Source organism: Arthrobacter sp. KKT183, from assembly GCF_055657625.1.
The window spans coordinates 1847873-1860615 of record NZ_CM145770.1 but is presented as its reverse complement, the minus strand read 5'-3'; the positions used below and the strand labels follow the sequence as shown (position 1 = coordinate 1860615).

At 61.9% G+C, this 12743-nt stretch carries 12 protein-coding genes; all 12 read right to left on the bottom strand.

What is annotated here, in order from left to right; all coding sequences use genetic code 11:
* Nucleotides 1–31: 31 nt before the first annotated feature.
* The 12 genes from ACZ2GY_RS08885 to dop all read right to left on the bottom strand — a co-directional run bounded on the left by ACZ2GY_RS08885 (nt 32) and on the right by dop (nt 12704).
* Nucleotides 32–2851, bottom strand: a complete 2820-nt coding sequence (locus tag ACZ2GY_RS08885; protein WP_471671711.1) for a DEAD/DEAH box helicase — start codon at nt 2849–2851, stop codon at nt 32–34.
* A 50-nt stretch (nt 2852–2901) separates the two neighbouring features.
* Nucleotides 2902–3729: a twin-arginine translocase subunit TatC gene (gene tatC / locus ACZ2GY_RS08880; protein WP_056549555.1), complete on the bottom strand. Its 828-nt coding sequence runs from the start codon at nt 3727–3729 to the stop codon at nt 2902–2904.
* Nucleotides 3730–3734: 5 nt separating this feature from the next.
* Entirely contained in the window at nt 3735–4025 is a 291-nt protein-coding gene (gene tatA / locus ACZ2GY_RS08875; RefSeq protein ID WP_277357124.1) for a Sec-independent protein translocase subunit TatA, read from the bottom strand.
* A gap of 39 nt (nt 4026–4064) precedes the next feature.
* A complete protein-coding gene (locus ACZ2GY_RS08870) occupies nt 4065–4400 on the bottom strand; it encodes a hypothetical protein (RefSeq protein WP_277357125.1) in 336 nt (111 codons plus the stop codon).
* Between the two features lie 10 nt (nt 4401–4410).
* Nucleotides 4411–6390 carry a helix-turn-helix transcriptional regulator gene (locus tag ACZ2GY_RS08865; protein WP_471671710.1) on the bottom strand — a complete coding sequence of 660 codons (1980 nt, stop codon included), beginning with the start codon at nt 6388–6390 and terminating at the stop codon, nt 4411–4413.
* 90 nt (nt 6391–6480) lie between these two features.
* Complete coding sequence (locus ACZ2GY_RS08860) at nt 6481–6876, bottom strand: FKBP-type peptidyl-prolyl cis-trans isomerase (protein WP_277357127.1); 396 nt, start codon at nt 6874–6876, stop codon at nt 6481–6483.
* 11 nt (nt 6877–6887) lie between these two features.
* Nucleotides 6888–7823, bottom strand: a complete 936-nt coding sequence (locus tag ACZ2GY_RS08855; protein ID WP_277357128.1) for an FKBP-type peptidyl-prolyl cis-trans isomerase — start codon at nt 7821–7823, stop codon at nt 6888–6890.
* A gap of 129 nt (nt 7824–7952) precedes the next feature.
* Complete coding sequence (pafA, locus tag ACZ2GY_RS08850) at nt 7953–9314, bottom strand: Pup--protein ligase (RefSeq protein ID WP_277357129.1); 1362 nt, start codon at nt 9312–9314, stop codon at nt 7953–7955.
* On the bottom strand, nt 9314–10045 hold the full coding sequence (gene prcA / locus ACZ2GY_RS08845) for a proteasome subunit alpha (protein WP_277357130.1): 732 nt from the start codon (nt 10043–10045) through the stop codon (nt 9314–9316). The genes pafA and prcA overlap by 1 nt, the downstream gene beginning before the upstream one ends.
* A 2-nt stretch (nt 10046–10047) precedes the next feature.
* Entirely contained in the window at nt 10048–10866 is an 819-nt protein-coding gene (gene prcB, locus ACZ2GY_RS08840; RefSeq protein WP_471673578.1) for a proteasome subunit beta, read from the bottom strand.
* A gap of 6 nt (nt 10867–10872) precedes the next feature.
* Nucleotides 10873–11082: a ubiquitin-like protein Pup gene (locus tag ACZ2GY_RS08835; protein ID WP_277357132.1), complete on the bottom strand. Its 210-nt coding sequence runs from the start codon at nt 11080–11082 to the stop codon at nt 10873–10875.
* Nucleotides 11083–11120: 38 nt separating this feature from the next.
* Nucleotides 11121–12704 (bottom strand): depupylase/deamidase Dop, encoded by a 1584-nt coding sequence (gene dop, locus ACZ2GY_RS08830; protein ID WP_471673577.1) that lies wholly within the window; start codon nt 12702–12704, stop codon nt 11121–11123.
* Nucleotides 12705–12743 lie beyond the last annotated feature (39 nt).

Below are 12743 nucleotides of genomic sequence, written 5' to 3'. Positions count from 1 at the left end.
CGTGCAACTTTCAGTGAGATGAGCCGGCAGGCTATTCGGTAACGGCGGAGTAGGCGACGACGCCGCGGCGGATCAGGTCGATCGAATTGATGCATAGGCGGCGGAAACCGGGGGGCAGATCCGGTACTTTGGCCAATTGGTCGATGAGGTCGATGATCTGCTTGGTCCACCGGACGAAGTCCCCGGCCGCGAGATCGGTACCCTGCAGGGCGCTTTGGAGCCCCTTTCCTCGCGCCCACTTGTAGATCGGCCACACCAGGCCGAAGTCAGGTTCACTCGTGACCGACAGACGGTACTGCTCCTCCATATCCGTCAGGCGTGACCACTGGCGGATAACGACGTCGATCGACGTCTCAAGGGAGATTGACGGCATCCGTGGACGAAGTCCGCGTTCCTCCCGTTTAGCCTGGTAGACGAGCGCCGACGCAAACGCAGCGAGCTCCGCCGCATCGAGGTCGTCGAATCCGCCGTGCTCCAGGGACAGCGCGATCAGCAAATCCTTTTCGCCATAGATGCGGCGCAGCTTCTGACCTGCAGGTGTGGTGGACAGGCCCTGATCGGCGTCTTCCTGAAGGTAGCCATACTCAAGCAGTACTTCGGAAACCCGGTCGAACGTTTTCGCGATGGTGTTTGTGCGGCCCTGGATCTGTTGGACCAGGCGGTCTGTCTCCCGGCGCAGCTTCCACCATCGTTCGGCCCACCGGGCGTGGTTCTCGCGGTCGCTGCAGCCATGGCAGGGATGCGCCCTGAGCCGGCGGCGGAGCTCAGCAATCGCCTTTTCCTGACGCTCGGTACCGGTCGCTGGGAACTCAACCGGCGCTCTGGTGGCGGGCGGGCGCCGGTCGTTCAGGGAGTTCCTGAGAGAGGCAGCGAGGTCCCGGCGGTCCTTCGGCTTTCGCGCGTCGAACTGTTTCGGAACCCTGATCCGCGAAAGAACCGCCACCGGCCCGTCGAGGTCCTGTACCGACAGCCGGCGAACGTGTTTTTCCATGGTGAGAACGGTAGGGCGGGGATCCCGCGTTGCGTCAGCAGACAGCACGACCGCATAGCCCGCGATCCGACCGGCAGGAATATCGACGACGTCGCCTGGGCGCAGTCCTTCAAGAGAGGCGGCAGCGGCGCTTCGCCGGTTCCGGCTGCCCGCCCTGGATGCGGCAGCCTCGAGATCGGACAGTTCCCGGCGGATCGAGGAGTACTCGGAGAAGTCACCGAGGTGGCACGTCATCGCCTCCGCGTAGCCCTTGAGGGATTCCTCGCGTGTGCGGACCTGACGAGCCAGGCCCACCACCGAGCGGTCAGCCTGAAACTGGGCGAACGAGGTCTCAAGAATCTCCCGCGTCCGGTACTGTCCGAACTGCGAGACAAGGTTGATGCTCATATTGTAGGTTGGCCGGAAGCTGGAGTTCAGCGGGTAGGTCCGGCGCGAGGCGAGACCGGCGACCGCCCCGGGATCTGTCCCCGACTGCCAGAGCACGACGGCGTGACCCTCCACGTCGATTCCCCGACGGCCAGCCCGGCCGGTAAGCTGCGTGTACTCTCCCGCCGTGATGTTCACGTGGGCTTCCCCGTTGAACTTGTCGAGTTTCTCGAGCACCACCGACCTGGCCGGCATATTCACTCCGAGAGCCAGGGTCTCGGTAGCGAAAACGGCTTTGACCAGTCCCTCTTCGAAAAGCTTCTCCACTACTTCCTTGAAGGTAGGCAGCATCCCCGCGTGATGCGCGGCAAACCCGCGGATCAGCCCTTCACGCCAGGACCAGAACCCAAGTATCTCCAGATCCTCCTCCGGGATGTCGAGGGTTGCTTCCTCGACCCGCTCACTGATGACGCCGCGCTCGTATTCCGTGGTGAGCCATAGCCCGGCATCGAGGCACTGTGTAACTGCTCCCTCGCAGCCATTGCGCGAGAAAATGAAGGTGATCGCCGGCAGAAGACCTTCCCTGTCGAGGGCAGAAATCACCTGGGGGCGGCTTGCCCGTCGCACAGCAGCCTGTGGCTGCTGGTAACGGTTCGTGTTGCCCCGCCCTCGCTTGGAGCCTCCCGCCCCCCAGCGGGCCCTTTGATTCAATCGGGTTTCGGTGGTGGCCAGATTTAGCAGCTCCGGATTCACGGCGAATTTTTCCTCCGCGCCGGTTGAGGATCCCTCGGCCGCTGCCTCGTCGAAGGCGACCTCCCCTGCGAAGAGGTCGAGCAGATCATGACCGACCATCACGTGCTGCCAGAGCGGTACGGGCCGGTGCTCGGACACCACCACATCGGTGTCTCCCCGCACGGTATCCAACCAGGCCCCGAATTCCTCCGCGTTGGACACCGTTGCACTCAGGGAAACAACCTTGACCTCGGTTGGCAGGTGGATGATCACCTCTTCCCACACAGCGCCACGGAACCGGTCAGCCAGGTAGTGCACCTCATCCATGACGACATATCCGAGGCCGGCAAGGGTATCCGAGTCCGCATACAGCATGTTGCGAAGAACTTCGGTAGTCATCACGACGACGGGGGCTTCAGAGTTGATACTCGTGTCACCGGTGAGCAGGCCTACGCGGTCTGCTCCATGGACCGCGGCAAGCTCCGCGTACTTCTGATTGCTGAGCGCTTTGATGGGGGTGGTGTAGAACGCCTTGAGGTGGTCCTTGAGCGCCATGTAGATGGCGAATTCCCCGACTACTGTCTTTCCTGCGCCTGTGGGCGCGGCTACGAGGACTCCCCTGCCCGCTTCAAGTGACGTGCACGATTCGCGTTGGAACTCGTCGAGCTCAAAACCGAGGGTCTGTTCAAACTGGTGAAGCCGGGTTTTCTCGTACCGGTTGCGTGCCTGCGCTGCCTGGTACCGCTCGGCTGGGGAGGTCATGGTTCAAGCCTAAGCTCTGCAGGGTCGCGGCTCCTGCAATTGAGCCGGGCTCAGAGCCCGTCGATCCTTGAGGCGCTATCCGCATTGGCCTCAATGTCAGCGTCCCTCGCAGCGTTTCGTTTATCACGGCGTTTGTCATTAACCAGGCAGAGCGCGACTGCCACGAAAAACAGCAGCAGCAACGGTACCGCCAGGTAGAACATGCTCATGGCATCTCCGCCTGGTGCCGCCATCGCCGCGAACAGGCAGATAAGGAACACGGTGACGCGCCAGGATTTCAACACTTGCTTGCCTTTGATGACACCCACGAGGTTGAGTCCGAAGAGCACCACGGGCAGGAGGAAGGCAATACCGAAAGCGAGCATCAGCCGCAGGAGGAAGGTTATGTACACAGGAACCGAAATGAGGTTCGCGAAACCTTCCGGTGTGAAGTCTGTCAGTACCCGCACCGCACCCGGCAGGATCAGCCAGGCCAGGGAAAGGCCTCCGATGAACAGTGGAACGGCAACGGCGATGAAACCGAGCGCGACGCGCCGTTCCTTGACGCGCAGACCCGGCGTGATGAATGCCCACAGCTGGTAGAGCCAGACGGGGCTGGCGATCACGAGACCGAGGAAGACCGAGATCTGAATCATCAGGTCAAAAGGGGACCCGACGCCGTCGAAATTCAGCGCCGCATTTCTTCCGTCAATCTCATTGATGTTCCGTACCGGCTCAGCGAGGGCTTCGAGCACCGGGTTGTAAATGAAGAATCCGACGACGGTCCCCACGACGAGCGCGATGGCGGACTTGAAAAGCCGGTTGCGCGCCTCGATCAGATGTTCTTTGAGCGCCATCCTCCCCTCGGGGTTCGATTTGCGCCCTTTTACCCTCGGCATCCTGCTCAGCTGGTTGAAGACGAGCTGCCCGGTCCCGAGGAGCGGGTGGAGCCGTGCTGGGGATCGGTGCTCCGCGGCGCTTCATCGCGGCGGGGCTGATCCATTACCCGTCCTTCTACCGGCGCGGAATCATCAGGGTCGGTGGAACCGTTTTCTTCCTTCATCTGCCGGACTTCCGACTTGAAGATACGGAGTGACTGGCCGACGCTGCGCGCCAGACCGGGGAGTTTGGGCGCGCCAAACAGCAGGATCGCGATAACGATGATGATAAGGATGTGCCAACCCTGGATCTGCATGACGAATGTCCTCTCGGTGAGTCTGAATTCAAGTCTAGGTCATAGGTGCGGTAAGTCACGCAGGAGCTGAGGCTGCCCGTGAAGTGAGCGCCGCCGTACTCTTCGCTCCAACCGCTGCCACTTGCGGGTCCTGGAGGCAACAGCATTCTGGGTGCGGACCACAGCAGGAGCTGCAAAAACGGCGAGGGGCACCCGCCGCTCCTCAGCAGTCCGCTCGGCAGTGCCGAAATCAGGTGCCAAGAGCTCCGAGGCTCGCCCTGCTTCCTCCATGAGCGCGGTGAAGCCACGGAAGAGGCGCCAAGCGAGGAAACCCAGAAAGAGAAGCGACAGCGCGGCTAGCGCGAGCCACAGAAGAATCCACGTCCACCATTCCATAGGGTCAAGTCTAGGTGGCGGTGCGCGGTGCTCGAACGGCCAGCGCTGCGTCAATGAAGCTGAGGGCATGTTCCCGCTCCTTTTGCGGGGATGCCACGCTGCACTCACCTCCAAGGCTCGCCACCAGACCGGGTAGCCAGGCGGTGGTGCCGACACTGATTTCCGCGACAAGCCTGCCATCGTCAGTCTTCGCTGTTCGCTCAGCCGCATAGGATTGCGCGATCCACTGCGCGCTTGGGCCCAGGATAAGCACAACCTTATGATCTGCGACTGACCGGTCGAAGATCACGGATGGAGTCTCCGCCTTCTGTGTGCTCGGCAGTTCGGTCAGTTCCACCCGCTGGATGCGGTCAAGCCGAAAGTTGCGACGGCCGCCGGCGCTGTGACACCAGGCATCCAGGTACCAGGCATCCTCGTGGAGGAACGCGCTGAGAGGCTCCACGAACCTCTCGGTCACCTCGTCACGGGCAGGTACGACGTAGCGCAGGTGCAACTGTCTCCGCTGCTCGATTCCGGCACGCACCGCGGCAAGGACAGGAGCAACCTCGTCTTCCGTGATCCTCGTGGCGATCGAGTCATTCATGCGCCCTGCCTCCCCTGCACCCGCGCGGAGCTTTTCCCGTGCCGAGCGGACCGCTGAGTGATCGGGCAGGCCAGGGAGGTTGATCAGGGTATCCAGTCCCACCAGGAGTGCGCAGACTTCATCAAGGCCGAAGCGGATGGGATCGCCCAGCGACTGGGGGTCGCTGATATAAATTCGGCCGTCCTCGAGCTGGATGTCTATCAGGCCGTCCGGGTAGAAGCGCGGACCGCTCACGAAGAGCAACTCCACATCCCTGATCAGCTGAGCCGGGGTGATGCTGAAGGCGCGGGCCGCTTCGGCCACCTCCACTCCTGGGTTGTTGAGCAGATAGGGCACCAGGTCGAGCAGCCGTAACACCCGGTCCTCGGTGGAAGCGGTTGGCCGGGAGGCAGGTTGTGCCGTGAAGTTTCCTTCCAGAGAGAACGACGGCGGCGTGTCCCGCAGCGCACGCGCCGCACCGGTCAGCAGGCGTCGTACTTCCGCAACCAGCGGTTCCGGGGAGAGCGCTTCAGCGTTCGCTCCGAAGGACGCGATCACACCTGCCGCTGTTGCTTCATCTGAGTAAGGAAATGTCAGGATGTCCCACCCATCACCGTGCAGGGTTGAGCGTGCGCCGGGCCGCGCCCGGAGGAGATGGCAGGTTCCCGTCCGGATTGCGACGGTCGCCCGTCGGCCAGGATTCTCGGCCTTGAGTGTTGCGAGCGAAGCGGACATGGAAAAGCCGGCCGGAACGCTGTAAGTACCGCCCAGTGTTGCGGGGGGCGTGGTCATGCGGGTAAGGCGGAACCAGCGCTCTGCCTCCCGGTCGAGATCAAAGCCAACCAGATACCAGTGTCCGAACCGGCTCCCCATTCCCCACGGCTGCACCCTGCGCTCCCGCTCCTCCCCGGTACTTGCCGCCCTGTACCCGAACAGAATCACTCGGCGTCCTGTGGTGGCTTGCCAAAGCGCGTCCCAGAACGGTTCGTTCGTTTGGATACGGGCATTGATCGGAGACGGAGAGACCGTCTCCGTGCCTACTCCCCTGCCCTGCAACTTTCGTAGCGCGCGTGATGCCGCCGCACCCAGCGAGGCTTCCTCCCACATACCCGCCGCGATGGTGAGGGCCGCGGACTCAGCGGCAGTGAAACTCATCCCTGGGAGGCGGTAATCTTCAGCGTTGATCCGATAGCGGATGGACGCATTGTCATTGTCGAACAGAGGATTTTCAGTGAATGCCTCAAGCGGGATGCCCTGTTCCCTCAGCGTGGCTTTGTCCCGGTCGAAGAGCTTCTCCCGGGCAGCGGGCGTGGGCGCCTGTTCATACTGTTCGATCTCACGGAACAGGTCCTCCTTGGTCCATCCCTGACGGGTGGATAGGAGCATCATCACCAAGGTGAGCAGGCGCTCCGTTCGTTTCGCTGACACGGTGGCAAGAATACCTTCCCGAAGAGGTTCAACGACGAAGGGCGGGCAGCCACACCATTCGGTGTTGCTGCCCGCCCGCGTTTCGGTCCGTTACCGGACGCCCATCAGGTCCACGATGAAGATCAGTGACTCTCCGGGTGCAATGGCTGAGCCTGCGCCGCTATCGCCGTACGCGAGATGCGGCGGGATCTCCAGCCGGCGCCGTCCGCCGACCTTCATGCCCGCAATACCCTGGTCCCAACCCTGGATGACCTGACCCACTCCGATACGGAAGTCCAACGGCGTACCGCGGTTCCAGGAGGAGTCGAACTCCTCCCCGGTGGAGAATGCGACGCCGACGTAGTGCGCGGAGACGGTATCCCCCACTTCCGCTTCACGGCCTGTTCCTTCGATCAGGTCCTTGATGATGAGGTCCGCCGGAAGGTCCTCGCCGGGGAAATCGACCTCTGGCTTGGTGCGGTCATATTCACGCTGTCCGAAAGACATAGAAACTCCTCTTACTCTGCGGATACTTTTTCGACTATTTCGACATAGAAAGCGAGCGGTCCGGCCGGTCCCTGCGCCGGCTGATCACCGTACGCCATGTCGGACGGAATCACGAGCAGGACCTTGGCGCCGACCTTCAGGCCGGACAGTCCCTGGGTCCACCCGGGGATGACACCGCTGAGCGGGAACTCGGAGGGTTCACCGCGATCGAAGCTGGAATCGAACTGCTCGCCCTGCCAGGACCATCCGGTGTAATTGGCTGCGATAGTGTCCGCTTCCGTAACCTCTTCGCCGGTTCCCTCTTCGATGACCTTGACGACGAGGTCTGCTGGGGCTTCGTTGTCCGGGAATTCGATCGAGGGAACACCCTCGTCGTTAAGCGTCACAGTAGGCAGCTGTCCGGCTTCCTCAAGCTCGGCAACTTCCTCAGAGGAGAGCTTCTGAGGAGGGTTCTCGGCACTGATTACCTGCAGCATCAAGAGCACATCCTGGGACTGGGGCACTTCTTCTTCCGCAGGTATTGCAAAGGCTACGTGGGAGCCCACCTTGGATCCAAGGAGGACTTCATATAGCGGCGGATAGACTTCCTGAAGCTCTTCATCCAGCGGTAGGGTCTGGGGCGCCCCGGCCTCATACGAGTTCTGAAGCGGGCTCCCGTCCTCAGGGTTGAGAGACAGAACATGGACGCTCACGTTCTGGCCCGCCTCGAGGGCCGCGCCGTCCCCCTCGGTCATGACGCGAGCACCTTGTTCCGTGATGTCAAGCGGAGCGTCAAACTCAACTTCCGGAGCGGTGTCCGGTCCGGCGTCGGTGACCTCTACCGATTCAAGGGTCTCAACTGCCCCGGCGGACTTGCCGTCCTGGTCGAACTCCGCGGGTGTGCTTGCTCCGCCGCATGCCGTCAGGAACAGCATCGTGGGCAGCAGGAATGCTAATACTTTGCGCACAGTATTTCTTTCACGTGGGATGGAGAACGCGGTTCCGCGATCCTGCCGGCCGTCCTCTCGGCACCGGACTTACCTACCCTAACGGGTTGGGTGGAAAAGTTTCTCCCGTTCCGGTGAGCGGGACAGGGCCTAGAGATGCTCCAGAAGAGCATTCACGCGCTCGTCTTCTGCGGCGAACGGGTCCTTGCAGAGGATGGTCTGCTGTGCCCGGTCATTGAGCTTCAGGTGCACCCAGTCGACGGTGAAATCGCGGTTGGCTTCCTTCGCGCGGCGCACGAACTCGCCCCGCAGCCGAGCCCGGGTGGTTTGGGGCGGAATATCGACCGCGGCCTTGATGTCGACGTCGTCCACTACGCGCTCAGTCTCCCCGCGGGCCTGCAACATGAAAAATAGGCCCCGCGACCGCGAGATGTCGTGATAGGTGAGGTCGAGCTGGGCGATCCGTGCTGAATCAAGGTCGAGGTTGTTTCGTTCCATGTAGCGATCCACGAGCTTCTTCTTGATCGCCCAGTCGATCTCGCGATCGACCAGCGTGTGGTCGCCGGTTTCAACGGCGTTCAAGGTCCGCTCCCACAGTTCCAGAACCCGTGGAAGGTGCGGAGTATGCGCTCCCTCAGCAGCGACGAAGGCGCGTGCACGATTCAGATACTCCCGCTGGATGTCCAGTGCTGATACACGACGCCCATTGGCCAGCTTCAACGGCTGCTTGCCAGTGAGGTCGTGTGAGATCTCCCGGATGCTCCGAATGGGATTCTCCAGGCGGAAGTCCCGCATGATGACACCGGCTTCAATCATGCGCAGGATCAGATCGACGGACGCGATTTTCAGCAGCGTGGTTGTTTCCGACATGTTCGAATCACCCGCGATGACATGGAGGCGCCGGTAATATTCGGCGTCGGCATGCGGCTCGTCCCGGGTATTGATGATCGGCCTCGAGCGGGTAGTCGCTGAAGACACACCTTCCCAGATGTGATCGGCGCGCTGTGAAAAAGCGTACAGCGACCCTGACTGCGTCTTCAGAACTTTGCCTGCTCCGACGAGGAGTTGGCGGGTAACGAGGAACGGGATCAGGATGTCGGACAGACGGGAAAATTCCAGCTTGCGCGGTATGAGGTAGTTCTCATGGGATCCGTAGGAGTTGCCGGCGGAATCGGTGTTGTTCTTGAAAAGGTAGACCCGGCCGTCGTAACCCTCCTGGCTGAGCTTGCGCTGAGCCTCGGCAATCAGGTCTTCGAGGATGAGTTCGCCGGCGCGATCATGCGCGATGAGCTGTGCGACGTCGTCGCACTCGGCGGTTGCATATTCAGGGTGCGAGCCCACGTCCAGGTAAAGACGTGACCCATTGGTCAGGAAAACGTTCGAGGACCGGCCCCAGCTCACTACCTTGCGGAAGAGGTAGCGAGCCACTTCCTCCGGCGAGAGCGGCCGGGAGTTGGGACCGGAGTAGGCAATGCCGAACTCTGTCTCAATTCCGTAGATCCGGCGGTCCATTACAGTGACGCCCCGTCCGGGGTCAGCATGACATCGAGCTCGTGGGAGCTAATACGGCGGAAGGCACGGACGCTGCCGCGCGTTGTCAGTGGATTGCGGTCCAGAACCGCCACCTCGAGGGTTTTCGAACCGGGATGCTCCCTGGGCTGGGAGTTTGGCCCGCCGTCATAGCGAAGGGAGTCAACTGCTGCACGAATGCCTTCACCGAAATTCTGGTCAGCGTTCCAGCGGTCCTTGAGGGCTTCGACGACGGCGTCAGCCTGACCTCCCATCACAATGAAGCCGGTTTCATCGGCAATGGAACCGTCGAAGGTCAACCGATAGATGTGGTCCTGCGCACTGGACGCGCCGACCTCCGCCACCGCAAGCTCCACCTCGAACGGCTTGCTTTCAGCGGTGAAGACCGCGCCGAGGCTTTGCGCGTAGACGCTCGCAAGGCCGCGAGCGGTCACGTCCTCGCGGTCATACGAATAGCCGCGCACGTCCGCATACCGCACGCCGGCCTGGCGAAGACTCTCGAACTCGTTGTACTTGCCCACGGCAGCAAACGCTATGCGGTCGTAGATTTCGCCAAGCTTGTGCAGCGAGGGTGAGGGATTTTCGGCGACCAGTGCGATGCCTTCCCTGCAGCTGAGAACAACGACGGACCGGCCGCGTGCAATGCCCTTACGCGCGAAATCGGCTCGGTCCTTCATGAGTTGTTCGGGGGAAACGTAGAACTGCTGAGTCATTGCTAAGCCTCCCGCCCTGAGACCGAGCGCGACGCGATGATGTCCTCGGCGGCTTCCGCCAGCGTTCGTTCGGGGATTCGCCGCGCTCCCGCACCGTTGACCGTGTAGACCACGGGCCAGAGCTGGCGCACGACGTCCGGGCCGCCCGTTGCGGAATCGTCATCTGCCGCGTCATACAGGGCTTCCACCGTCACCTTCACGGCGTCGTCTTCCCCGAGGTTGGGCTTCCACAGCTTCTTGAGTGCACCGCGGGCGAAAACGGAACCGGAGCCGACGGAATGGTGCTCCTGCTCCTCGTAACGGCCGCCGGTGACGTCGAAGGAGAAAAGTCGTCCGACCCTGCGGGTGGTATCGAAACCAGCGAAGAGCGGCACAACGGCCAGGCCCTGGAGCGCCAGCGGCAGGTTTGCCCTGATCATGGCGGCAAGGCGGTTCGCTTTACCGTCGAGGCTCATCCGTGTGCCCTCGATTTTCTCATAGTGCTCCAGTTCGACCTGGAACAATCTCGTGATATCGAGCGCGATTCCAGCGCTTCCGGCGATCCCGAGGACCGAGAACATGTCCGCCGGAAAAACCTTCTCAATGTGGCGGCCGGCAATGATGTTGCCCATCGTTGCGCGCCGGTCACCGGCCATCAGCACGCCGCCCGCATAGGTGAGCGACACGATGGTTGTGGCGTGCGGCGCGAGGTCAGCGCCACCGGCCGAATGGTTCGCTGCATCGCGGGCGGAGGGAAGCGCGGCTGGATTCTGTGCGGCGATGTAGTCGGAGAAAGAAGTGGAGGCGGCCCGGCCTATGGTTGCGGCCGCGTCTTCCGGCAGCATGCGCTACTGTCCACCCTTCTGCACGAATCCCCGGACGAACTCTTCCGCGTTGGATTCAAGTACGCCGTCGATCTCATCCAGAAGGTCATCTACACCTTCGGTCTGGCTGCTGTCCTGCGACTGAGCGGCGGCAGGCGCCTGCGCAGTGTCGACGGTGGCCTCGTCCTGCTCCTCGGGGCGTGATCCGGTGTTCCGCTGGTCCTGTGTTGCCATGATGAGAGCCCTTCTCTTCGGCCTGTTGTCGGCTACTTCTATGGTGCCATGCTGGGTTCCGGACCGCCCTGCAGCCGGGACACAAATTCCTCCGCCGTCCGCGAACCGGCGAACAATTCCTCCGTCAACGCGGCTGTCCCGCGAAGTGGTTCGCGCGTCTGGATACGCTGAAGTCTTCGCTGCGACGGCAGTTCGAAGATAATGGAATCCCAGCTCGCACCAACCACTTCCTTCGGGAAGGCGGAGATACAGCGTCCGCGAAAGTAGGCCCGCGTGTCCGTGGGCGGATCCGTGACTGCCGCAACGACGTCGTCGTAGCTCACCAGGCGTTCCATTGCGTTCCTGGCAGCGAGACGGTAATAGATACCCTTGTCCGGCCTGAGATCCGCGTACTGTAGGTCGATAAGCGCCAGCCGTGGATCTTTCCAACCGAGGCCATCCCGGTCACGGTATGCCTGTAATACTTTCAGCTTGGCGACCCAGTCCACCTGACCGGCAGCTTCCATGGGATCTCGACGCAGCGTTTCAATCAGGGACTCCCACCGGGCAAGCACATCCGCTGTTTGTGCATCTCCCCCGCCCTGGGCGGTCACTGCGGACAGTGCAGCTTCGAGATACATCTGCTGAATGTCGAGGGCTGTCACCCTTCGACCATCGGTGAGTCTGATGAGGTGACGCAGGGAGGGGTCGTGACTGACCGCCTGCAGTTCCCGGACCGGTTCGGCAATTTCCGGGATGGGAACCAGCTCATGTTCGATCAGCGACAGAATAAGCGAGGTAGTTCCGAGCTTCAGATAGTTGGATACCTCGCTCAGATTCGCATCACCGATGATGACGTGCAGTCGGCGATACTTCTCGGCGACCGCGTGCGGCTCGTCCCGTGTATTGATGATCGGCCTGCGGACGGTGGTTTCCAGACCAACTTCATTCTCGAAGAAGTCTGCCCGCTGGCTCAGCTGGAAACCGGGCTGCTGATTGAGGGAACCTAGACCCACCCGTCCCGCTCCGCACATGACCTGGCGGGTCACGAAGAACGGGATCAATGCGGCGGCGATCCTGCCGAAGGGAACGCTTCGGGGTACAAGATAGTTTTCGTGGGACCCGTACGAAACACTCTTGCTGTCGGTGTTGTTCTTGTAGAGGATGACGGGCGCGAAGCCGTGGGTAGCCGCGATACGGGCCATGGCGCGCTGCACAACAACGTCTCCGGCACGATCCCAGCGCACAACATCCAGCGGGTTCGTTACCTCCGGACTTGAGTACTCCGGGTGGGCGTGGTCCACGTAAAGCCGCGCGCCGTTACTCAGGACGAGGTTCATCAGCACCGCAGCATCTTCCGAAGGATCGGTGCCGCCCTGGTCAACGAGGGCGACCTCCTCCGCCGTGAGCACTGGGGGTTCATCGGTGAGCTGGGAAGAGTCAGCGACGGACCGTCCCATCTGCCAGCCGCGGGCGTCGGACAGCGGGGCTTCGTCCGTGTAGTCCCAACGGGTACCGGCGAGATTCCCCAAACCTTCGCGCAGTGTTGCAGCGTACGCGTTCACAACCTGTGTGGAAAGCACGGTCGCATTCGCATCGGAGATACCGGGAGCGATGATTCCGTATTCGGTTTCAGTGCCCATGACACGGTGGACGGTCAGAGGCGGCACATCGACTGTTGA

Bases quoted from the DNA above. Each gene is read 5' to 3' on its own strand.
- ACZ2GY_RS08885 (WP_471671711.1), bottom strand. From the start codon at position 2,851: ATGACCTCCCCAGCCGAGCGGTACCAGGCAGCGCAGGCACGCAACCGG.
- tatC (WP_056549555.1), bottom strand. From the start codon at position 3,729: ATGCCGAGGGTAAAAGGGCGCAAATCGAACCCCGAGGGGAGGATGGCG.
- tatA (WP_277357124.1), bottom strand. From the start codon at position 4,025: ATGCAGATCCAGGGTTGGCACATCCTTATCATCATCGTTATCGCGATC.
- ACZ2GY_RS08870 (WP_277357125.1), bottom strand. From the start codon at position 4,400: ATGGAATGGTGGACGTGGATTCTTCTGTGGCTCGCGCTAGCCGCGCTG.
- ACZ2GY_RS08860 (WP_277357127.1), bottom strand. From the start codon at position 6,876: ATGTCTTTCGGACAGCGTGAATATGACCGCACCAAGCCAGAGGTCGAT.
- pafA (WP_277357129.1), bottom strand. From the start codon at position 9,314: ATGGACCGCCGGATCTACGGAATTGAGACAGAGTTCGGCATTGCCTAC.
- prcA (WP_277357130.1), bottom strand. From the start codon at position 10,045: ATGACTCAGCAGTTCTACGTTTCCCCCGAACAACTCATGAAGGACCGA.
- ACZ2GY_RS08835 (WP_277357132.1), bottom strand. From the start codon at position 11,082: ATGGCAACACAGGACCAGCGGAACACCGGATCACGCCCCGAGGAGCAG.
- dop (WP_471673577.1), bottom strand. From the start codon at position 12,704: ATGGGCACTGAAACCGAATACGGAATCATCGCTCCCGGTATCTCCGAT.